The 21,418-nt window shown below is 74.5% G+C and carries 21 protein-coding genes; 10 read left to right on the plus strand and 11 right to left on the minus strand.

Translation table 11 applies throughout. The features are described from left to right. Positions 1 to 273: 273 nt before the first annotated feature. Both J4557_RS27335 and J4557_RS27340 read left to right on the plus strand, forming a co-directional pair. On the plus strand, positions 274 to 837 hold the full coding sequence (locus J4557_RS27335) for a TetR/AcrR family transcriptional regulator (protein ID WP_208269607.1): 564 nt from the start codon (positions 274 to 276) through the stop codon (positions 835 to 837). A 29-nt stretch (positions 838 to 866) separates the two neighbouring features. Continuing rightward, positions 867 to 1,730 carry an NAD(+)/NADH kinase gene (locus J4557_RS27340; RefSeq protein ID WP_243776414.1) on the plus strand — a complete coding sequence of 288 codons (864 nt, stop codon included), beginning with the start codon at positions 867 to 869 and terminating at the stop codon, positions 1,728 to 1,730. Positions 1,731 to 1,737: 7 nt separating this feature from the next. On the opposite strand, the gene J4557_RS27345 is transcribed toward J4557_RS27340, so the two are convergent. From J4557_RS27345 to J4557_RS27360, 4 genes are read right to left on the minus strand one after another with little or no spacing between them, the layout of a single operon-like run. Continuing rightward, the gene (locus J4557_RS27345) at positions 1,738 to 2,346 is read right to left on the minus strand and encodes a response regulator transcription factor (protein WP_208269608.1); all 609 of its coding nucleotides are present in this window, start codon (positions 2,344 to 2,346) and stop codon (positions 1,738 to 1,740) included. Then, a complete protein-coding gene (locus J4557_RS27350) occupies positions 2,343 to 3,491 on the minus strand; it encodes a sensor histidine kinase (RefSeq protein ID WP_208269609.1) in 1,149 nt (382 codons plus the stop codon). The genes J4557_RS27345 and J4557_RS27350 overlap by 4 nt, the downstream gene beginning before the upstream one ends. A gap of 39 nt (positions 3,492 to 3,530) precedes the next feature. After that, complete coding sequence (locus J4557_RS27355; RefSeq protein ID WP_243776415.1) at positions 3,531 to 3,962, minus strand: hypothetical protein; 432 nt, start codon at positions 3,960 to 3,962, stop codon at positions 3,531 to 3,533. Positions 3,963 to 4,012: 50 nt separating this feature from the next. Beyond that, positions 4,013 to 4,645 (minus strand): TetR/AcrR family transcriptional regulator, encoded by a 633-nt coding sequence (locus tag J4557_RS27360; protein WP_208269610.1) that lies wholly within the window; start codon positions 4,643 to 4,645, stop codon positions 4,013 to 4,015. A gap of 271 nt (positions 4,646 to 4,916) precedes the next feature. Between J4557_RS27360 and J4557_RS27365 the strand changes: the two genes are divergently transcribed. From J4557_RS27365 to J4557_RS27380, 4 genes are all read left to right on the plus strand, one after another. Continuing rightward, positions 4,917 to 5,441 carry a hypothetical protein gene (locus J4557_RS27365; RefSeq protein ID WP_208269611.1) on the plus strand — a complete coding sequence of 175 codons (525 nt, stop codon included), beginning with the start codon at positions 4,917 to 4,919 and terminating at the stop codon, positions 5,439 to 5,441. Next, positions 5,423 to 5,935, plus strand: coding sequence for an enoyl-CoA hydratase/isomerase family protein (locus tag J4557_RS27370; RefSeq protein WP_208269612.1), 513 nt, complete (start codon positions 5,423 to 5,425; stop codon positions 5,933 to 5,935). The genes J4557_RS27365 and J4557_RS27370 overlap by 19 nt, the downstream gene beginning before the upstream one ends. A gap of 45 nt (positions 5,936 to 5,980) precedes the next feature. Further along, a complete protein-coding gene (locus tag J4557_RS27375) occupies positions 5,981 to 6,811 on the plus strand; it encodes an acyl-CoA thioesterase (protein WP_208269613.1) in 831 nt (276 codons plus the stop codon). Between the two features lie 69 nt (positions 6,812 to 6,880). Then, positions 6,881 to 7,684, plus strand: a complete 804-nt coding sequence (locus J4557_RS27380; protein WP_208269614.1) for an enoyl-CoA hydratase/isomerase family protein — start codon at positions 6,881 to 6,883, stop codon at positions 7,682 to 7,684. A gap of 42 nt (positions 7,685 to 7,726) precedes the next feature. Here J4557_RS27380 and J4557_RS27385 read toward each other — a convergent pair whose 3' ends face one another. The 3 genes from J4557_RS27385 to J4557_RS27395 form a co-directional block, all read right to left on the minus strand. Continuing rightward, complete coding sequence (locus J4557_RS27385; protein ID WP_208269615.1) at positions 7,727 to 9,484, minus strand: carbohydrate-binding module family 20 domain-containing protein; 1,758 nt, start codon at positions 9,482 to 9,484, stop codon at positions 7,727 to 7,729. A 175-nt stretch (positions 9,485 to 9,659) separates the two neighbouring features. Further along, positions 9,660 to 10,703, minus strand: a complete 1,044-nt coding sequence (nrfD, locus tag J4557_RS27390; protein ID WP_208269616.1) for an NrfD/PsrC family molybdoenzyme membrane anchor subunit — start codon at positions 10,701 to 10,703, stop codon at positions 9,660 to 9,662. Continuing rightward, positions 10,700 to 11,479, minus strand: coding sequence for a 4Fe-4S dicluster domain-containing protein (locus tag J4557_RS27395; RefSeq protein WP_208269696.1), 780 nt, complete (start codon positions 11,477 to 11,479; stop codon positions 10,700 to 10,702). Before J4557_RS27395 ends, nrfD begins: the two co-directional genes overlap by 4 nt. 251 nt (positions 11,480 to 11,730) lie before the next feature. On the opposite strand from J4557_RS27395, the gene J4557_RS27400 reads away from it, so the two are divergent. Then, entirely contained in the window at positions 11,731 to 12,177 is a 447-nt protein-coding gene (locus J4557_RS27400; protein WP_208269617.1) for a PaaI family thioesterase, read from the plus strand. A gap of 41 nt (positions 12,178 to 12,218) precedes the next feature. Here the strand turns inward: J4557_RS27400 and J4557_RS27405 are convergent, their stop codons facing one another. After that, positions 12,219 to 13,139: a PaaX family transcriptional regulator gene (locus J4557_RS27405; RefSeq protein ID WP_208269618.1), complete on the minus strand. Its 921-nt coding sequence runs from the start codon at positions 13,137 to 13,139 to the stop codon at positions 12,219 to 12,221. Positions 13,140 to 13,255: 116 nt separating this feature from the next. Here J4557_RS27405 and J4557_RS27410 point away from each other — a divergent pair, with 116 nt between their 5' ends. From J4557_RS27410 to boxB, 3 genes are all read left to right on the plus strand, one after another. Then, complete coding sequence (locus tag J4557_RS27410) at positions 13,256 to 14,860, plus strand: benzoate-CoA ligase family protein (RefSeq protein WP_208269619.1); 1,605 nt, start codon at positions 13,256 to 13,258, stop codon at positions 14,858 to 14,860. A 116-nt stretch (positions 14,861 to 14,976) separates the two neighbouring features. Next, on the plus strand, positions 14,977 to 16,635 hold the full coding sequence (boxC, locus tag J4557_RS27415) for a 2,3-epoxybenzoyl-CoA dihydrolase (protein ID WP_208269620.1): 1,659 nt from the start codon (positions 14,977 to 14,979) through the stop codon (positions 16,633 to 16,635). Positions 16,636 to 16,637: 2 nt separating this feature from the next. After that, positions 16,638 to 18,056: a benzoyl-CoA 2,3-epoxidase subunit BoxB gene (gene boxB, locus J4557_RS27420; RefSeq protein ID WP_208269621.1), complete on the plus strand. Its 1,419-nt coding sequence runs from the start codon at positions 16,638 to 16,640 to the stop codon at positions 18,054 to 18,056. A 347-nt stretch (positions 18,057 to 18,403) separates the two neighbouring features. On the opposite strand, the gene J4557_RS27425 is transcribed toward boxB, so the two are convergent. The 3 genes from J4557_RS27425 to J4557_RS27435 form a co-directional block, all read right to left on the minus strand. Next, the gene (locus tag J4557_RS27425; RefSeq protein ID WP_208269622.1) at positions 18,404 to 19,600 is read right to left on the minus strand and encodes a cytochrome P450; all 1,197 of its coding nucleotides are present in this window, start codon (positions 19,598 to 19,600) and stop codon (positions 18,404 to 18,406) included. Positions 19,601 to 19,611: 11 nt separating this feature from the next. Beyond that, the gene (locus tag J4557_RS27430) at positions 19,612 to 20,556 is read right to left on the minus strand and encodes a PDR/VanB family oxidoreductase (RefSeq protein WP_208269623.1); all 945 of its coding nucleotides are present in this window, start codon (positions 20,554 to 20,556) and stop codon (positions 19,612 to 19,614) included. Between the two features lie 99 nt (positions 20,557 to 20,655). Further along, a complete protein-coding gene (locus J4557_RS27435; protein ID WP_208269624.1) occupies positions 20,656 to 21,399 on the minus strand; it encodes an IclR family transcriptional regulator in 744 nt (247 codons plus the stop codon). Positions 21,400 to 21,418: the final 19 nt, after the last annotated feature.

The raw sequence follows: 21,418 nt of genomic DNA on the forward strand, positions 1-21,418 counted from the left end.
AACGCCGCAGAGCGGTTAGCAACCGCCCATAGAAAGGCCACGCCCGGCCGCGCGGCCGCAGGACGTCCGCCCACTACACTGCGCTGCATCGAACGACAGCGGCCCCCTGACGACGGCGCCTCCTCCGGCGGCCCGCGGTCCGGCGATCGGCGACCCGGCGGCCTCCGGCTGGCCGAGGTCTACGACCCGGCGCGTCCCGGCCTGCCCCGCGGGCGCAGCAGCCTGCCCGCGCCGGTCGTCCGCAGGGCGCAGCGCGAGCGGCTGCTCGCCGCGGTGATCTCCGCGGTCGCCGAGCACGGCTACCCCCGCACCACCGTGGCGATGGTCGTCGCCCGCGCCCGCGTGTCCCGCAAGGCGTTCTACGACCACTTCACCGGCCTGGAGGACTGCTTCCTCACCGCCCTCGCCGACGCCCAGAAGGCCGTCCTGCGGGAGCTGATGAACGCGCCGAAGGGCCTCGGCGCGAAGCCGCCGCCGCTGGCCGTCCTCCAGGCGGGCCTGCGCTCGTACCTGACCCTGTGCGCGCGCGAGCCCGAGTACGCGCGCTGCATCCTGGTCGAGCTGCCCGCCGTCGGCCCGCGCGCGCTCAAGGGCCGCAACAAGGCGTACGGGGCGGTCGCCGACGTGCTGCGGCTGTGGCGCGAGCGCGCCGCGAAACGCCACCCCGAATGGCCGCCCGTCGAGGAGCCCGCCTACCGCGCCGCGGTCGGCGCCGTCGCCGAGCTGATCACCGCGTACGTCTGCGCCGGGGACGCGGCGGCCCTGCCCGGCCTGCACGGCCCGCTCACCGGGATCCTGCTGCGGATCCTCGCCGCGCCGCTGCCGTACGACCGCTGAACCGCCCCGCGGGGCCGTACGGTTCTGCCATGGGCATGGTGCACACGGTGGGGCTCGTCCTGCATCCCGAACGCGACTCGAAGGCCGCCGTCGACACGATCGTCGGATGGGCGGGCCGGCGCGGCGGCGCGGTGCTGGGGCTGCCCGAGGAGATCGGCCGGATCGACTGCAGCGCCGTCGCGGTCGAGGCCGCCGCGCTCGCCGAGCGCGCGGACCTGCTCGTCAGCCTCGGCGGCGACGGGACGATGCTGCGCAGCATGCGGCTGGCGGCCGGCGCGGCGACGCCGGTGCTCGGCGTCAACCTCGGCCGCCTCGGGTTCCTCGCCGAGATCGACGTGGACGGGCTGGCGGACGCGCTGACCAGCATCGACGCGCACCGGTACGAGGTGGAGCCGCGGATGGCGGTGTGCATGCGGCTGCCCGGCGGCGAGGTCGTCTCCGCCTTCAACGACATCGCGCTGGTGCGGATGCCGGGCGACGGGCTCGCGGCGGTGGAGGTGTCGGTGCAGGGCCACCCGTTCGTCCGGTACGCGGGCGACGCGGTGATCGTGGCGACCTCGACCGGCTCGACCGCCTACAGCTACTCCGCCGGCGGGCCGATCGTCTCGCCCGCCGTCGAGGGCTTCCTGGTGGTGCCGGCCGCGGCGCACTCGACGTTCAACCGCGCCGTCATGCTGTCGGCGGACGAGGACGTCGACCTGACGCTGCTGCCGACGTCGGGGACGCTGGCGGTGGAGGTGGACGGCGGGATCGCCGCGCAGCTCCAGGCGGGGGACCGGCTGCGGGTCACCGCCGTCCGCGGCGCCGCCCGGGTCGTCCGGCTGGGCGGGACGACCTTCTACGAGCGCGCCCGCCGCAAGCTGCGCGTCAGCGGCAGCGCCGAGGCGGACTAGCGGGGGGTCAGAGCCAGCCGCGCTCGTCGGCGACGCGCAGCGCCTCCATCCGGTTGTGGGTCCCGGTCTTGGCGATCGCCGCGGACAGGTAGTTGCGGACGGTCCCCTCCGACAGGTACAGGTTCCCGGCGATCGCCGCGACGGTCGCGCCCGAGCGCGCCGCGTTGAGCACGTCGACCTCGCGGGGGGTCAGCGGCGAGTCGCCGGCGGCCAGCGTCGCCGCCGCGAGCGCCGGGTCGACGACCCGCTCGCCGCGCATCACCCGGCGGACGGCGTCCGCGAGCGCCTCGGCCCGCGCGTCCTTGACCACGAACCCGACGGCGCCCGCGCCCATCGCCCGGCGCAGGTAGCCGGCGCGGCCGAACGTCGTCAGGATCACCACCCGGCAGTCCGGCGCCTTCTCGGCGAGCACCGCCGCCGCGGCCAGCCCGTCCACGCCGGGCATCTCGATGTCGAGCAGCGCCACGTCCGGCCGGTGCTCCAGGACCGCGGCGACCACCTCGTCGCCGCGCCCGACGGCGGCGACGACCTCGAAGTCGTCCTCCAGGTCGAGCAGCGCCGCCAGCGCCGTGCGGATGAGCTCCTGGTCGTCGGCGAGCAGCAGCCGGATCGTCATGTGCGCGCACCCTCCGCGGTCCCGACCGTCACCTTCAGCCGCCAGCCGTGCGGGCGGACGGGGCCGGCCTCCACGCCGCCGCCGGCCGCCTCGACCCGCTCCCGCAGCCCGGCGAGCCCGTTCCCGCAGGACGCGGTGGAGCCCACCCCGTCGTCCAGTATCTCCACACCGGCGGGTGACAGCGTCACCGTGCAGCGGGTGGCGCGCGCGTGCCGGACCACGTTCGTCAGCCCCTCGCGCACCACCCAGCCGAACAGCTCCTGGTGGGCGGGGTCGACCATCTCCGTCGCCGTCGGCAGGTCGGCGGCGACGCCCGCGGCGCGCAGCACCTCCCGGCCCCGTGCCAGCTCGCCCGCGAGGGACACCTGCCGGTACCCCGACACCGCCGCGCGCACGTCCGTCAGCGCCTGCCGCGACAGCTCCTCCACCGCGGTGATCTCCTCCACCGAGCGGGCGGAGCCGCTCTCGGCGAGCCGCCGGGCGAGCCCGCTCTTGACCGTGATGACGGTCAGCGAGTGGCCGAGCAGGTCGTGCAGGTCGCGGGCGATCCGGGCGCGCTCGGCCTCCGACGCCAGCCGGGCCACCTCGGCGCGCGCCTCCAGCAGCTCCGCGTTGGCGCCGGCCATCTCGGCGTACGCGTAGACGGTCATGGTGGTGAACACGACCATCAGCGCGGTGAGCAGGTCGGGGCCGGTGTGCCACGGCCGCACCGCCCACGGGACGATCAGCGGGGGCAGCGCCCCGGCCAGCACGATCAGCCCGATGCGCCGGCGCAGCATCAGGGCCGTGAAGGCGGTGATGACCGCCCAGAGGTAGAAGGCCAGGTTCCGGGCGAACGGCAGCTCCGCGAGGAACAGCACGACCATGACGCCGTGGAAGAGCCAGAGCCGGCTCCGGTCCCGGCGCACGACGGCCCCGCCCGCGAGGACGTAGGTGACCGCGAACGCCCCGGCGATCGCGAATCCGGCCGCGGCGGCGGCGCCCGAGGAGTACTGCGCGACCCCGAGCGCCGTCACCGACGGGTACACCAGCATCCCCGTCGCCAGCGCCGTCCGGCGCCAGCCGCGCGCCCACCGGTGCGGGTCGGCGCCGCGTTGCTGCGGGGGCGGGCCGCCGTCCGGCGGCCGCTCCACGGCGTCCTGCATGCCCGGCACGTTACCGGCCTCCCGTCGCCTCGTCCGCGCTCACTCGGCGGCGAACAGCGCCCGGATGCGGCCGCGTGCGGTGATGAGGACGACGCCCAGCAGCAGCAGCCCGCAGACGGCCTGCTCGATCCGCATCCACGGGGGGAGGAAGCCGGGCAGCGAGACGATCACGACGATGGCGACGGTCATCACCGTCGACAGGATCCGCAGCCGCCGGAACGCGCCCCGGGAGCCGCGGGCGGCGCGATGGGCGAGCGCGAACGACAGCACGGAGGCGAGGGCGACGATGCCGCCCCGCACCCAGACGTTGTCGTTCACCATCGAGTGGTGGTCGCGCAGGAGGTAGGCGGCTCCCATCGTGAGCCAGCTGAGCGCGAGGTAGCCGCCGGTGAGCAGCTTCAGCTCGCGGAAGGCCCGCAGGTTCTGCGGGTGGCGGGGGTCCTGGGCGGTGCCGTTCTCGTTCTCGTTCATACCGGAAATGGTCCGCGCGAGGGCCCGGTCACCGGCAGTGAGACGATCCATCAGCCGCCCATGACATTCGTCATGGGACGGCCGTTCGCGGTCCGGACGCCGAGCGCGCGGAACACGAACGCGGTGAGCTGGGCGGCGGCCGCGGACGCGCTCTCCCGCGCCGTCCCGGCGAGCTGGTGCTCGAACGCCCGGCCGAGCGCGGCCCGGATCGACCGCGCGTCCGGCTCGGGGTCGGCCCACGGCAGCGACCCGTCCGCCAGGCCCGCCGCGAGGATCTCGGCGATCAGCGCCTCCTGCTCGGCCACCGCGCGGGCGCGCTCCTCGGTGCAGCCCCGGGCCCGCACCGCCTCGCCCGACGCCAGCGCCAGCGCGCGGCGGCGGCGCCGGTCGTCGGCGGTGATCCGGAGCATGCCGTCGACCACCGCGCGCAGCGCCTCGGGCGGGCCCGCGGCGGACGCCGCCCACGAGCGCATCTCCGCCGTCATCAGCGCACCGTCGCGCCGGTACATCGCCAGCAGCAGCGCGTCCTTGGACGCGAAATGCCGGTCGAACGCCTCGCCCGGCAGCCCCGCCGCCGCGATCACGTCGCCGACGGTCACCGGCACGCCGTTCGCCGCCAGCAGGCAGCGGTACGCGGCATCGATGATGCGGACCCTCTCGGCGGCCTCTCCCGGTGCCGTCACGGCCCCTCCCCGCACGCCATCGTCCGGACGTCCCGGACGCCCCACCGGGCTCCGGGAGCCCCCAGCCTAACCCGGCGCCCGGCGGCCCGTCCGCCCCCACGAAGGCCACGCTGGGGTGGCCGCGCGGAACGGTCCACCTCGCTCACCTGCACGGACTCCCGGGGACCGGCGCCGCGTCCGGGCCGGGCCCGGCGCTACACTCGCGTCCCGGTAGAGATCATCGCGCGGATCCGCCGTCCCGCCGGAGGGTCCCCGGGCGAGAGGGACCGGCGTGCACATCTCGATAGCGGACCTCGCGGACGGCGCGGCGGACGCGCCCCCGCTCGACGGGGACGGCGCGGTCCGCGCCCCCCTCGCCGTCGTGGACCTCGCGCCCGCCGACGCCGCGGTCGTCGAACGCGCCGCGCGCCGCGCCCGGGACTGCGACCGCGTCCTCGTCGGCGTCGGCTCCGGCGACCGCGCGCTGGTCCGCGCCCTCGACGTCACCCTTACCGGAGCGGCGGACACCGGGCGGGAGTGCGTCGCCGCCGGCGACCCGGCGGAGCGCGCCGCGGCGCTGCGGGACGCGGCGGAGCGCAACCCGCAGGCGGCGCTGGTGCTGCGCGACGTGCTGCGCACCACCGGCGGCATGGACGTCCCGGCGGCGCTGGACGTGGAGTCCTACGCGTACTCGGCGCTGCTCGGCGGGGCGGAGTTCGCGCGGTGGCTGGCCTCCCGCGGGCCGCGGCTGCTGCCGTCCGACGTCCCGGACCCGGTGCTGCTGGCCCGGGACGGGACGTGCTGTCGATCACGCTGAACCGGCCGCAGCGCCGCAACGCCTACGGGCGCCGGCTGCGGGACGCGCTCGTCGACGCCCTCCGCCTCGCGCTGCTCGACGACGGGATCGCCCGCGTGGTCCTGGACGGCGCGGGCCCGGTGTTCTGCTCCGGCGGCGACCTGGACGAGTTCGGCACCGCGCCCGACCTGGCGACGGCGCACTTCGTGCGGACCCGCGCGGGCGCGGCCCGGCCGATCCACCGGCTCGGGAAGCGCATCGAGGTCCGCGTGCAGGGCGCCTGCGTGGGCGCCGGCGTGGAGCTGCCCGCCTTCGCGGGCCGCGTCGTCGCGGCGGCGGACGCGACGTTCCGGCTCCCCGAGGCGGCGATGGGCCTGATCCCCGGCGCGGGCGGGACGGTGTCGCTGCCCCGCCGGATCGGCCGCTGGCGCACCCTGTACCTCGCGCTCGCCGGCGAGCCGATCGACGCGCGCACCGCGCTCGCCTGGGGCCTGGTCGACGACGTCCTGCCGTGAGGGCGGCCGGAACCGCGCCGGAGCGCGTCGGATAACGTCTCGACCGTGCGACCCACCATCTCCGAGCAACCCGAACCGCGCCTGGAAGAGCGGCACTCCGTCCTGGAGCTCCTGGATCTGGAGGAGCTCGACCGGGACCTGTACCGCGGCGCCCTCGTGTTCGACGACCCGTACCCGCTCTACGGCGGGCAGGTCGCGGCGCAGGCGCTGCGCGCGGCGGGCGGCACCGTCCCGGAGGGCCGGCTGCCGCACTCGCTGCACGGCTACTTCCTGCGCGGCGGCGACGCCGCCCGGCCCACGATCTTCCGGGTCGACCGGGACCGCGACGGCCGCTCGTTCTCCGCGCGGCGCGTGGTCGCCCTGCAGGGCGGCGAGGTCATCTTCAACATGTCGGTGTCGTTCCAGCGGCCCGCCGAGGACGAGGACCGCCAGGTGCACCCCGCCCCGGACGCGCCCGGCCCCGAGACGCTGCCCGACGCGGAGATGCCGCGGCTGTTCTCGATGGACAGCCGCGTCCCGCCGCAGCCGTACCCGGCGTCGGACTTCCCGACCCGGCTCTGGTCGCGCTGCGACGAGCCGCTGCCGGACGACGACCTGCTGCACGCGTGCGTGCTGACGTACCTGTCCGACATCTCCTCCGGGCTGACGGCGCTGCACGACGGGACGGCCCGGTCCGGATCCAGCCTCGACCACGCGGTCTGGTTCCACCGGCCCGTCCGGATGGACGACTGGGTGCTCATGGACCTCGTCCCGCTGACCGTCGCCTCGGGGCGCGGCCTGTATTCGGGAACGATCCACACCCGCGGCGGCGCCCTCGTCGCGAGCCTCACCCAGGAGTGCCTGTTCCGCACCCCGCGCGACCGTCCGGCCTCCTGAGCGGGCTACGCTGAGCGCCCCCGGCCGTCGGGCGGGGGCGCAGCCGTCGCAGCCGCCGCAGGAGGAGCGTTGAGCGAGATCGTCGTGTCCCGGCCGCGGCCGGGCGTCACCCGCGTCGAGATGAACCGGCCCGAGCGGCTGAACGCGATGACCTCCGGCATGGTCGAGGGGCTGCACGGGGCGCTGGCGGAGGCGGCCGCGGACCCGGAGTGCCGGGTGGTGGTGCTGACGGGCGCGGGCCGCGGTTTCTGCGCGGGCCTGGACCTGGGCGGGTACGGCGAGCCGGAGGGCGTGGACGGCGCGGGCGCGGTGCAGCGCGGGCTGGCCACGCAACGCCACATCGCGGGGCTGGTGCAGCGGATCCGGCGGTTGCCGCAGCCGGTGGTGGCGGAGGTGAACGGCGCGGCGGCCGGCGGTGGGCTGGCGCTGGTGCTGGCGTCGGACCTGCGGATCGCCTCGACGTCGGCGGTGTTCGCGGTGTCGTTCATGCGGGTCGGGTTCTCGGCGTGCGACATCGGCACGTCGTGGATGCTGCCGCGGCTGGTCGGCGCGGGGCGGGCGCACGAGCTGATGATGACCGCGCGGCGGTTCGACGCCGAGGAGGCGCTGCGGATCGGCATGCTCGCCGACGCCGTCGCGCCCGACGAGCTTTCCGGCCGCGTGGACGGGGCGGTGGACGACCTGCTGTCGATGCCGCCGCTGTCGCTGTCGCTGACCAAGCAGGCGATGTGGCTGTCGCTGGAGATCCCCTCGTTCGACGCGGCCGTCGAGCTGGAGAACCGCCAGCAGGTCCTGACGATGATGACCGCCGACCAGACCGAGGCCATGGCCGCCTACGTGGAGAAGCGCGCCCCCGACTACGGAAACCGCTGACGCGCGGCGCGCCGCCCCGCTGAGGCGGCGCGCCGCGGGCGTTCAGCGCCAGGTGTCGTTCGCGGTGTGCGGGGAGGTGCCGGCGGGCAGCGTCACCGTGCCGCTCCAGGTCGGGTAGCCGGCCGACGACAGCGGGACTGCCTTCGCCGGGTCCCACGACCCCAGCGCGGGCACGTTGCCGGCGCGGTAGACGCTGGTGCCCCAGGTGGTCGTGGCCTGGACGTTGAACGTGTCGGAGACGGTGGAGGCCGGGGGAGTGGTGGTGCCGGTCGTGGCGTCCACGTCGATGGCGACCGCGCCGCCGGCCGGGATCGTGACGGTGGCGGTGCCGTCCGACACCGTCACGGCCGTGCCGTTGCAGCCGCCCGCCTTGGCGCCGCCGGTGATGACGTCGCAGTACACGCCGTCCGGGAGGCCGGTGGTGTAGGCGGCGGTGGACGCGCTGGACGAGGCGTTCAGCCCGATCCAGCCCTTCCCGCCCCGGCCGAACCCGATGACGTTCCCGGCGGTCGCCGTGAAGTCGGAGACGGTCGTGGCGGACGCGGTGGCGTTGTGCCAGCCCACCATTCCCTTCACGCCGGTCGACCGGGTGATGCACTGCCAGCCGGCCGAGCAGTTCGCGTCCGTGACGAAGCCGCCGGCGTCGGCGGGCGGCGACTGCCCGGCCGCCGACCAGGTGAACCCGTCGAACACCGACGGCCTGCCGTACGGGTAGGCGAGCAGGAAGTAGTTCGCCAGCGTGTACGCGGTGCCGCTCTTGTAGCTGAGCGTGCTGCCGTTGCGTTCGGTGTCGTGGTTGGCGACCATCGCGAACGTCCGGTCGCTCGGGGCGTCCAGCGACCAGGACGGGATGCCCGACAGGTTCGACAGCGTGCCGGCGGAGAACTGCGCCTTCAGCCCGTCGGCGTAGGAGAAGCCGATGACGTCGCCGTTCGCGGTGAACGCGGACGGCTTGAGGGCGTCGCCCGCCGAGCCCGGCACGACCTCCTGCGCGATGTAGGGGGCCTTCCCTTCCGCCGTCGTGGGGTGCAGCGCGCTCCTGATGGCGGCGAAGTCGGCCTGCGGGATGTGCTTGGCCGCGTCGATGCGGAACCCGTCGACGCCGAGCCCGATGAGGTCGTTGAGGTATCCGGCGATCGCGCCGCGGACGCGGTCGCTCTGCGTCTTCAGGTCGGACAGGTGGTCCAGCTCGCAGTTCTGGACCTCGGCGGTGTCGTTCCAGTCGTCGATGACGCCGTCGTCGTCGTTGCAGTACCCGTCGCCGGGATGGTGGAAGTCGCCGTACCCGTACGGGACGGCGGGGTAGGCGTAGCCGGACGGGTCGAACGCCGAGCCGCCGTAGGTGGTGGTGAGCGTGTTGTTCGCGCCCGCCATGTGGTTGACGACCGCGTCGGCGTAGACGCGGACGCCCGCGCCGTGGCAGGCGGCGACCATCGCGGCGAACTGCGCGCGGGTGCCGAGCCGGCCGGTCAGGCCGTACGAGACGGGCTGGTAGACCTCCCACCAGGGGTGGGCGCCGTCGCCGCTGGAGGCGAGGCTGACGGACTCGGCGGGCGGGGCGACCTGGACCGCGCCGTACCCGGCGGGCCCGAGGTGGTCGGTGCACGCCCGCGCGACGGAGTTCCAGTTCCATTCCCACAGGTTGGCGGTGACGTCACCCGCGTTGAGGGCCACGGCGGCGTGCGGGGAGGTGGCGTGCGGGGAGTCGGCGCGGGCCGTCCCGGTCAGGGACGGCGCGGCGCCGCAGATCAGGAGGGTGGCGGCGGTGATCAGGGAGCGAGCGGGGCTTCCACGGTGCATGTCGGCGAACTCCTGTCACAGGGCACATGGCGCGTGCCTGAGGGGGTGGGGGACGGCCGTCCGCGAGCACCGTGAGAATGCTCTCTTCTTGCAACCGGGTCAAGGGCTTGCGCAAGGTTTCATGGTTCTTGCAGAAAGTGGGCGGCCGACCCTTACCTTCACTGCCGCTCCCGCCTCAGCCGCCACCCGTCTTCGCCGTGTCCCGGGCGTTCGCGCGCTCCCGCTGCGGCACGACGGTGTACTTCGGATCCTCCGCCGACTGCATCCCGGCGTAGAACACCCCGAACCGCGTGCACGCCGAGCCCGCCAGCAGCGCCGCGCCGCTGAGCGCCGCCGCGATCCGGCTGCGCCCGCCGAGCAGCGCGCCTCCGGCCGCGCCGGCGACCGACAGGATCCGCGCCGCCCGCATGAGCCCGCCGCCCTTGCCCTGCCGGTACGGCTCCGCGACCATCCCGAGCCGGCGCTCCATCAGCTTCGCCGCGGCCACGTCGAGTCCCGCGCCGAGCACGGCGGCGCTGCGCATCGGCGCCGTCTCGGCGACGGGCGCGGCGAGCAGCGCCATCCCGGACGCGGCGGCGGTGGCCGAGCCGACGAACACCAGCGGCATCTCCCGGTAGCCCTCGTGCCAGGCCGGCACCGCCGTGTCGGCGATGAGGACGGCGGTGTAGGTCGCGACCACCGGGCCCAGGGCCGCGGCGCCCACCGTCGCGGCCCTGCCCAGCGGCTTGAAGAGGCCGGTCGCGTCCAGCACGGCGGCGGCGCCGGTCGCCGGCCCGTAGGCCGCCAGCACCCACGACCCCATGCTCATCGGCGAGGTCGGCTTCATCACCCGCAGCATGTTGAAGAACCGCGCGGGACGTCCGAGGTCGTGGATCAGCGCCGCCGCCGATCCCGCGACGGCGGCCAGCGAGGAGATCTTCAGCGCACGCGCGGCGACCGGGCGCCCGGTCAGCTCCGCACCCGCCGCCAGCACCGACCCGGCGCCCGCCAGCCCGCCGAGGAACAGGTAGGCGGCGACGTCGGACGCCTCCCAGACCGGCGCGTTCAGCACGGGCCTGCCGTAGTAGGACGTGAACTCGGCCTCGGGCACCATCGCCCGCTCGCCGCGCCCGCCGCGGCGCCTCCGGCCCCCGCCCTTCCCGGTGCCCTGGCCGATCAGGGCGTCCCGGCCGGCCCGCTGCCCCTCGATCCCGCCCTTGGTGACGTCGGACGTGCTCATCGCCCGCCTCCCCGCCGCCCGTGGAAGGTGAACAGCGCGGCGGCCCCGGCGGCGAGCGCGGCGGCGGCGACGCCCGCGTGCCTCCACATGGCGGGCAGGTCCCGTGTGGTGACGACCGGGTCCGGCGGCAGCCCGTACACCTCCGGCTCGTCGAGCAGCAGGAAGAACGCGCCGTCGCCGCCCACGCCGTCCTCCGGGTCGTGGCCGTACAGCCGGGCGTCCTCGACGCCGATGTCGTGCAGCTGGTCGACCCGGGCGGCGGCGCGTTCGCGCAGCTCGTCCAGCGGGCCGAACTGGATGGAGTCGGTGGGGCACGCCTTGGCGCAGGCCGGTTCGAGGCCGTCGCCGATCCGGTCGTAGCACAGGGTGCACTTCCAGACGCGGCCGTCCTCCTTGCGCTTGTCGATGACCCCGTAGGGGCAGGCGGGCACGCAGTAGCCGCAGCCGTTGCAGATGTCCTCCTGGACGACCACGGTCCCGAACTCGGTGCGGAACAGCGACCCGGTCGGGCACACGTCGAGGCAGGCGGCGTGCGTGCAGTGCTTGCACACGTCGGACGCCATCAGCCAGCGGACGCCGGAGTCGGCGTTGCCCACGGGCTTGTCCTGCTCGATGAACGCGACGTGCCGCCAGGTGTCCGCGCCGAGCCCCTGCGTGTTGTCGTAGGACATCCCGGTGAACTCCAGGCCGTCCTCGGGGACCGCGTTCCACTCCTTGCAGGCGACCTCGCAGGCCTTGCAGCCGATGCACACGGAGGTGTCGGTGAAGAAGCCCATGCGCGGCGGGGCGTCGGGGTACCCGGCGTCCCTGGCGACGTCGGGCTCCGCGCCCGCCAGCAGGTTCCGTCCGACCAGCCCGCTCACCGCGGTCACCTCCAGCCCGTGGACAAGGCGGTGCGACCCTTCCCGCCAGGCGGCCTCCTACACCTCGGCGGCGCGGACGGGCCGGCGCCGCGATGCGACGTAGCCGTGCATTGACGACCTTTCGGGCGGCTGGATAGCGTCGGAAGATCGTCGAGGAGGCTGCGATGGCGGTGGAACCGTCCGGCTACGCCGGCCCGCTGGACCGCACGCTCGGCCTGGTGGTGACCGCGGCGTCCGACCGGGAGGTCGTCGCCGAGATCGAGGTGACCGGCAGGCTCATGCAGGCGTACGGGATCGTCCACGGCGGCGTGTACTGCGCAATCAACGAGACCGTCTGCAGCATGGGCGCCGCGCTCACTGTCGGGCTGGAGCACCAGGTCGTCGGGGTCAGCAACCACACGCGCTTCATCCGCGCCGTCCGGGAGGGCCGGCTGACCGCCCGCGCCCGCCCCGTCGACCGGGTCGACGACCACGTCACCTGGCAGGCGACCATCACCGACGACCGGGACCGCGTGGTCGCCGAGGGCACCGTCAACCTGCTGCGGCTCACCCCGCAGGAGGCGCCGGAGGCCGCGACCGGACGGGCGGCGGGGTCATCGGCGGCGGGTTAGCCGGCGGCCGACCGGCCGGAGGCGGGCCCGCCGGAGGCCGGTCAGTCGGCGGTCATGGCCTTCCAGTGCCGGTCGGCGACCGGCCGCCAGGCGCCGTGCCGCTCGTGGAAGAGCGCGAACGCCTGCGAGCCGCTCCAGTCGTCCGGCAGCAGCTCGGCGGGCAGCGCCGGATCGAGGAACGGGAACCGCCGCCATTCCTGGACGAGCCGGGCGTGCGCGGCGAACGTCCCGGGCTCGTCGGCGGGACGCAGCGCGCGGACCGCGTCGAGGAAGTCCTCGTAGGCCAGCTCGATCTCGTCCAGGTTCCACGCCTGCCGGGCCACGCGCCGCGCCTCGCCGAGGTCGCCGAGGCTCCCGACGAACAGGGTCGAGGTGTCCGCGACGCCGATCTCGGCGAGCACCTCGCGCACCTCGGGCTCGCGCTCGGGATGCGGGCTGACCCACACGCCGGGGGACAGGTTGCCGAGGCCGTTCCAGGACAGCCGGGTCCGCAGCAGGTGCCGCAGCCTCCGGTTCGTCTCCGGGACGGTGGCGAGCACCAGCAGCCACCGCCCGTCCCACTCGCCGCCGGGCCGGCCGAAGCCGTAGATGCGGTCCGTGCCGTCGGTGAGCAGCCGCCGCCCGGCCGGGGTGAGGTGCCAGGCGGTGCGCCGGCCGTGCCGCTCGCCGGAGAGCCAGCCCTCGGTCGCGCTGCGGGCGAGCGCCTGCCGGACGGCCTTCTCCTCCACCCCGACCAGTCCGAGCGCCTCCAGGAACGCGGCCGTCCACACCGGCTCGCCCGCGGGCAGGACGAACTCGCCGAGGACCGTCAGCAGCAGCGAGCGCGCGCTCGCCGCCCCGAGCTCGCGGCGCCGCCGGAAGCGGGGGCCCGCCGCCGGGCCCTCATCGCCGTCCGCCTTCTCCCGCGGGGACGTCCCCGCGTCCGCGGACGTCCCCGCGTCCGCGCCGCCGGTCCGGCTCATCGGCTCTCCCTCCGCGGGCGTCTGCATCCGGTCCCTCATCATTCCACATAACTATTGACTGGCGTTTTGAGACTGTAGAACATATGTGCCACGGTTCACGGCGAGGGGAGCCCCCGATGACCGCTGACGCGGCGACCGGCCAGGCGCGGCCGGACACGTTCAACGCCTCCGATTATCTGCTGCGGGCGGCGCGGGACCCCGAGACGGCCGGCCGGACGGCCCTCACCGGCCCCAACGGCGACCTTACCTACGCCGACCTCGACGCCCTGGCCGGGAACGTCGCCGCCGGGCTGGAGGCGTGGGGGCTGCGTCCCGAGGAGCGGGTCGTGCTCTTCATGGCGGACGGCCCGGCCATGGCGGGCGCGGTCCTCGGCGCGATGCGGCTCGGCGCCGTGCCCGTCCCGGTGTCCACGATGCTGACCGGCGCCGAACTGGCCGCCCTGCTGAACGACGCGCGCGCCCGCGTCCTGATCGTCAGCGACCGGTTCGCCGGGCCCGCCGAGGAGGCCCTCGCGCTCGCGCCGGGCGTCCGGCGCGTCGCGGTCGAGGGCGACGCGGCGCCGCGCGTGCCGGAGGGCGCCCGGCTGAACCGCTTCGCCGACCTCGTCGCGGAGGGCGCGGCGCAGGGCGGGGAGGTCCGCGACCCGTACGCCACCTCCGGCGACTCGAGCGCGCTGTGGCTCTACACGTCGGGGACGACCGGCAAGCCCAAGGGCGCGATGCACCGGCACGCCAACATCCGGCACGTCGTGGAGACCTACGGCCGGCAGGTCCTCGGCATCACCCCGGACGACCGCTGCTACTCGGTCGCCAAGCTGTTCTTCGCGTACGGCATCGGCAACTCGCTGTTCTTCCCGCTCGCCGTCGGCGCCGCGACGATCCTCGACCCGGACCGGCCGACGCCCGCGTCCGTCGCCGAGCGGCTGCGCGAGTACCGGCCCACGCTGTTCTTCGCCGTCCCCACCTTCTACGCCGCGCTGCTCAACGCGGACGTGCCGGCCGACGCGTTCGCGTCGGTGCGGCTCGCGGTGTCGGCGGGCGAGCCGCTGCCCGCCGAGCTGTGCCGCCGCTTCACCGAGCGGTACGGCGTGGAGATCATCGACGGCATCGGCTCCACCGAATGCCTGCACATCTTCCTGTCGAACCGCCCGGGGGAGGTGCGGCCCGGCACCACCGGCGTCGCCGTCCCCGGCTACGAGCTGCGGGTCGTCGACTCCGCCGGCGCCGACGTCCCGCCCGGCACGCCCGGCTCGCTGCTCGTGAAGGGCGAGTCGATCGCCACCGGCTACTGGTGCCGGACGGAGACGACCCGGCAGGTGTTCCAGGGCGCGTGGCTGCGCACCGGCGACACCTACGTGGTGGACGAGGACGGCTACTACACCTGCCTCGGCCGCACCGGCGACATGCTCAAGGCGGGCGGCATCTGGGTGTCGCCCGCCGAGGTGGAGGCGCGGCTCCTGGAGCACCCGGCGGTCGCGATGGTCGCCGTCGTCGGACTGCCGGACGGCGACGGCCTGGACAAGCCGATCGCCTGCGTCGTCCTCGCGGACGGCGCGAAGGCCGAGCCGGAGGAGCTGATCGACTTCTGCCGGGCCGGGCTCGCCGCGTTCAAGCGCCCCCGCGAGGTGCTGATCATGGACGTGCTGCCGACCACGGCCAGCGGGAAGCTGCGCCGCTTCGCCGTCCGCGACCTGGCCGCCGCGCTGCTCGGCCGCGACTGACCCGCGCGCCCCGGGCCCCGCGGCGGCCCGCCGCGCGCCGATATGCTACAAACTCTTGACGTGATGACCGTGTTCTGTGGAGCATGGGAGCAACGGACAGACTGGAGGAGCACCCCATGCACGTCGAGTTCCGGACGGATCCGGCCCGCTACCGGCACTGGAGGGTCGAGGTCGACGGTCCGGTCGCCACGCTGACGATGGACGTCGACGAACAGGGGGGCCTGGTCCCCGGCTACGAGCTGAAGCTCAACTCCTACGACCTCGGCGTGGACATCGAGCTGTACGACGCCGTCCAGCGGCTGCGGTTCGAGCACCCCGGGGTGCGGACGGTGGTGGTGACCAGCGGCAAGGAGAAGATCTTCTGCGCCGGCGCGAACATCCGGATGCTGGCCGCGTCCGAGCACGCGTGGAAGGTGAACTTCTGCAAGTTCACCAACGAGACCCGCAACGGCATCGAGGACGCGACCGCCAACTCGGGCCAGACCTACCTCGCGGCGTGCAACGGCACCGCGTCCGGCGGCGGCTACGAGCTGGCGCTCGCCTGCGACCACATCATGCTCGTGGACGACCGGTCGTCCACCGTCTCGCTGCCCGAGCTGCCGCTGCTCGGCGTGCTGCCCGGCACCGGCGGGCTGACCCGCGTCACCGACAAGCGGCACGTCCGCCGCGACCGCGCCGACTACTTCGCCACCAAGGCCGAGGGGCTCGGCGGCAGGAAGGCCGTCGCGTGGCGGCTGGTCGACGAGGCCGTGTCCCGCACCGCGTGGGACACGACCGTCGCGGAACGCGCCCGCGAGCTCGCCGCCCGCTCGACCCGTCCCGCCGCCGCGCGCGGCGTCGCGCTCACCCCGCTTGACAAGACCCGCACCGGCGACGAGATCGCCTACCGGTACGTGACGGCGAAGCTCGACCGCGAGGCCGCCGCCGTCGAGATCACCGTCAACGGCCCGGCCGCCGACGCCCCCGAGGACATCGCCGGCGTCCACGCCCAGGGCGCGGAGCTCTGGACGCTCGCGACGACCCGCGAGCTGGACGACCTGATCCTCGACCTGCGCACCAACGAGCCGTCCCTCGGCACCTGGATCCTCCGCACCGCCGGCGACCCGCTGAAGGTCCTCGACCACGACCGCCTGCTGCTCGACAACGCCGCCGACTGGCTCGCCAACGAGATCGTCCTGTACCTCAAGCGGACCCTGAAGCGCCTCGACGTCACCAGCCGCAGCCTCATCGCGCTGATCGAGCCCGGCAGCTGCTTCGCCGGCTCCCTCCTGGAGCTCGCGCTCGCCGCCGACCGCTCCTACCAGCTGGAAGGCGTCTTCGAGGACGTCGACCCGGACGCCGAGCCCGCCACCGTCGCCGTCGACGCGATGAACCTCGGGCCCCTCCCGATGGGCAACGGCCTCACCCGCCTGGAGACCCGCTTCCTCGGCGACGACGAGGGCCTGGCCGCCGTCCGCGACGCCGCCGCCAAGCCCCTCGATGCCGGCGACGCCGAACGCCTCGGCCTGGTCACCTTCGCGCCCGACGACATCGACTGGGACGAGGAGGTCCGCATCGCCGTCGAGGAGCGCGCGGGATTCTCGCCCGACGCCCTCACCGGCCTGGAGGCCAACTACCGCTTCCCCGGCCCCGAGACCCTGGAGACCAAGATCTTCGGCCGGCTCACCGCCTGGCAGAACTGGATCTTCAACCGGCCGAACGCGTCCGGCCCGGACGGCGCGCTGCGCCGCTACGGCACCGGACGGCGCGCCGACTTCGACCGAAAGCGAGTCTGAGCATGCCCGTCTCCGCGGACTACTCCGAGAAGATCCCCAACAACGTCGACCTGCACGAGGACCGGCGCCTGCAGCGGGCTCTGGAGTCGTGGCAGCCGAACTTCCTGTCCTGGTGGGAGTCGATGGGCCCGACCCTGCCCACCCAGGACGTCTACCTGCGCACCGCCGTCAACGTCGGCCGCGAGGGCTGGGCGCACTTCGGGCACGTCGCCATGAAGGACTACCGCTGGGGCATCTTCCTCGCCGAACGCGACGGCGACCGCCGCATCGGCTTCGGCGCGCACAAGGGCGAGCCCGCCTGGCAGAAGGTCCCCGGCGAGTACCGCGCCGAACTGCAGCGGCTCATCGTCATCCAGGGCGACACCGAACCCGCGTCCGTCGAGCAGCAGCGCAACCTCGGCGCCACCGCCCCGAGCCTCTACGACCTGCGGAACCTGTTCCAGGTGAACGTCGAGGAGGGCCGCCACCTGTGGGCGATGGTGTACCTCCTGCACGCCTTCTTCGGACGCGAGGGCCGCGAGGAGGCCGAGCAGCTGCTGCACCGCAACTCCGGCAGCGAGGAGTCGCCGCGCATCCTCGGCGCCTTCAACGAGGAGACGCCCGACTGGCTCTCCTTCTTCATGTTCACCTACTTCACCGACCGGGACGGCAAGTACCAGCTCGGCACCCTCAAGGAGTCGGGCTTCGACCCGCTGTCGCGCACCTGCGAGTTCATGCTCAAGGAGGAGGCCCACCACATGATGGTGGGCACCACCGGCATCGACCGCGTCGTCGAGCGCACCGCGCAGCTGATGATCGAGCACGACACCGACGACGTCGCCCCCTACGGCGCGATCCCGCTGGACATGGTCCAGAAGTACCTGAACTTCCACTACTCGGTGTCGCTCGACCTGTTCGGCTCCGAGACGTCCAGCAACGTCGCCAACTACTACACCGCCGGGCTCAAGGGCCGCTGGATGGAGAGCCGCCGCAAGGACGACCACCGCCTCACCGACGACTCCATCATGGTGGACGCCCTCGTCGACGGCGAGATCGGCCGGACCGAGGTCGCCGCCCTCGTCGGCCTCAACACCGACCTGCGCCGCGAGTACGTCTCCGACTGCCAGAGCGGCGTCAACCGCTGGAACCGCATCCTCGCCGACGCCGGGCTCCCGCAGCGCCTCTACCTCCCCAGCGTCGCCTTCAACCGCAAGGTCGGCGCCTTCGCCGGCATCGAGGCCACCCCGCGGGGCGAGCGCCTCACCGCCGACGAATGGGAGGCCCGCAAGGGCGCCTGGCTGCCGACCGAGGTCGACAAGACGCACGTCCGCTCCCTCATGCGGCCGGTGTACGAGCGCGGCAAGATCGCCTCCTGGATCGCCCCGCCCCGCAACGGCATCAACGGCCAGCCCTTCGACTACGAGTACGTTCGGCTCGCTTGACCCATTTTTCCAGGGGGGCGACCCCCTGGAACCCCCGTTGCGACTGGCGGGCTGTTTCCCCGCTCCGCTGGCGCTCCGCGGCGAAACAGCCCGCCAGTCGTCGGGCAGGCCCGCTGCGCTCGCTGGCGCTCGCTCCGCGTGCCTGCCCGTGTCTTCCCAGGGGGGCGACCCCCTGGAACCCCCGTCACGGTCGGGAGGCCGTTTCCCGCTCCGCTAGAGCTCCGCGTGAAACGGCCTCCCGACCGGCGGGCAGGCCCGCTGCGCTCGCTGGGGCTCGCTCCGCGTGCCTGCCCGTGAGCGGGGGCTGGGGTCTGGCCCTCCGTGCGTTTGTTCAGCCGGAAGTTCGGTCAGGCTCGTTGGACGCGGAGGGGGAGGGACTTCCAGGCGCGGAGGGTGTTGTTGTGGTGGCGGATCGGCGTTCCGGCCGGTTCGATGCGGACCGCGCGGCGGGCCAGGGCCGTCAGGAGGGCCTCGGACTCCAGGCGGGCCACGTGCTGGCCGACGCACTGGTGCAGGCCCATGCCGAAGCCGACGTGGCCGGACGGGTCGCGCGACAGGTCGAACGCGTCCGGGGCGTGCCAGCGGCGCGGGTCGCGGTTGGCGGCGCCGAGGAACATGAGGATCTTGCGGCCGTCCGGGATCACCGCGCCGCCGATCTCCTGGTCGCCCACGGCCGTCCGGAAGAACGTCTGGACGGGCGACTGCCACCGGACGGCCTCGTCGAACGCGGTGCGGGCCAGGTGCGGTTCGGCGCGGAGGCTCCGCCACTGGCCGGGGTTCACCGCGAAGGCGTAGAGGACGGCGGCGAGGCCGTGGACGGTCGTGTCGACGCCCGCCGACAGCAGCGACCGCACGATCAGCGGGGCCTGCTCGGGCGTGATGTCGCCCCGGTCGGCCGCCGCCCAGATCTGCGCGCCGAACCCGTCGGGTGACAGCCGGTCGCGTGCGCACTGGGCGTTCACCCAGCCCGACACGTCGGTCATGCGGGGGCGGCCCTGCACGACGAGGTCGTTCTCCGGGCCGAACGTGTTGAACAGGTGGTCGCCGTAGGGGAGGAGGTTCTCGCGCCCGTCGCGTCCGAGGCCGACGGCGTCGGGGAAGACGCGGAGCGGGAACGCCTCCGCCAGGCGCGGCACGGCGTCGAACTCGGCGTCGGACAGGACCTCGTCGACGAGCCGCTCGGCGTCGGCGAACCAGCCGTCGCGCAGGCGCCGCAGCGCGCGCGGGCCGAGGACCTTGGCGAGGACGGCGCGCGGCGCGTCGTGGCGCGGCGGGTCGGCCTCCAGCAGCAGGCTCGGCGGCCGCCACGGCCTCTCGTGCCGGAAGTTGCTGAGCCCCACGCCCGCGGCGGACTGGAGGCCCTGCCAGTCGGTCAGCGCGGCGTGCACGTGCTCGTAGCGGGCCAGCGCGAACACGTCGTACCTGGTCAGATAGGTGACGGGACCGGCCTCCCGCAGCGCCTCGTGCAGCGGCAGCGGGTCTTCGAGGTGCTCGTGCCCGAACGGGTCGGCGTCGATCGCGGGCGGAGCCTGCACGGTGCTCATGGCGTTTCCTCTCACAGGTCCAGGACGAGGCGTTCGCTGCGTGACCGGGAGACGCACACGAACATGCAGTCGCCGGCCTCCCGCTCGTCGTCGTCGAGGATCGAGTCGCGGTGGTCGGGCACACCGTCGAGGACGGCGGTCTCGCACGTCCCGCACAGCCCCTGGCGGCAGGACGACAGCACGCTCGCCCCGGCGGCGCCGGCGGCGTCCAGCACCGACCGGCCCGGCGGGACCGCGACCGTCACCCCGGTGCGGCGCAGTTCCAGCTCGAACGGCTCGTCGCGGACGGCGCCGCTCTCGCGGGCGGCGAACCGCTCGGTGCGCAGCAGCCCGCGCCGCCAGCCCGCGCAGCGCTCCTCCACCGCCTCCAGGAGCGGTGCCGGGCCGCAGCAGTAGACCTTGGTGGCCGGGTCCTCGCCGGGCAGCCACGCGCGCAGGTCGAGAAGGCCCTGCTCGTCCTGCGGGACGACGGCGACCTTCGCGCCGTACGGTTCCAGTTCGTCCAGGAACGCCATCGACGCCCGCGACCGGCCGCCGTAGAGCAGCCGCCAGTCCGCGCCGAGCATCTCCGCCTGCCGCACCATCGGCAGCAGCGGCGTGATCCCGATCCCGCCCGCGATGAACAGGTACCGGTCCGACGGGACGAGCCGGAAGGCGTTGCGCGGCCCGCCGATCCCGACCGGGTCGCCGACGCCGAGCTCGTCGTGGACGAACGCCGACCCGCCGCGCCCGCCGGGCTCCCGGAGCACCCCGACCCGGTACGTCCGCGCGTCCCAGCGGTCGCCGCAGAGCGAGTACTGCCTGGTCAGGCCGTTCGGGAGGATCAGGTCGACGTGCGCGCCCGGCGCCCAGTCCGGCAGCCGGCCGCCGTCGGGACGGGCGAGCGTCAGCGTCACGACGCCGTCGGCCGCCCGGTCCTTGGCGGCGACGCGGAGTTCGAGGGCCGTGTCCGCCATGGGGCCTCCTCAAGGTCCGGATACGGCCTCGAGAATCGCCTCCGGCGCGGCGCCCCGGCCACGGCCTTCTCATCTGATGAGAGACGAATGCGCCTCCGCTCACGGCGCGCCGGCGCCCAGGGCCCGTGAGATGCCCCGCGCCGCCGCCTTCAGCGCGGGGATCGGCGCCCGCGCGTTGCCGTCGTTGGGGACGACGACCGACAGCGACGCGATGACCTCGCCGCCCGCTCCGCGGACCGGCACGGCGATGCCGGTCGCGCGCTCGTCGATGTGGCCGGGACAGAACGCGACGCCGCCGCGGCGCACGTCGGCGAGCAGCGCGCGCAGCCGGCGCGGGTCCACCACGGTGCCCGGCGTGAACGCGGCGAGGTCCCCGGCGAGCACGTCCTCCCGCACCTCGGCCGGGGCGTGCGCAAGCAGCACCAGGCCGCTGGACGAGGCGTGCAGCGGCAGCCGCCCCGCGATCCGCGTCACGTTGATCACCGCGTTCGGCATCGACAGCCGCTCCACGAACAGCACCTCGCGGCCGTCGAGGACCCCGAGTTGGGTGTGGTGGCCGGTCACCGCGTGCAGGTCCTCCATGAACGGCATCGCGGACTCGCGCAGCCCTAGCGTCGGCGCGGCCCGCGACGCCAGCTCCCACATGCGCATGCCGACCCGGACGCGGCGCCGCTCGTCGCGCGCCAGCAGCCCGTGCCGCACCAGCTCCTCGACGAGCCGCGACGCGGTCGCGACGTGCAGGCCGGTGCGCCGCGCGATCTCCGACACCGACAGCGACGGATGGTCGGGATCGAACGCGTCGAAGATCCGGACCGCCCTGGTCAGGACGGAGTCACGTACCACCCGGCCATTGTCCCGCAGG

It is taken from the genome of Actinomadura nitritigenes (genome assembly GCF_017573545.1).
Taxonomy (GTDB): Bacteria; Actinomycetota; Actinomycetes; order Streptosporangiales; family Streptosporangiaceae; genus Spirillospora; species Spirillospora nitritigenes.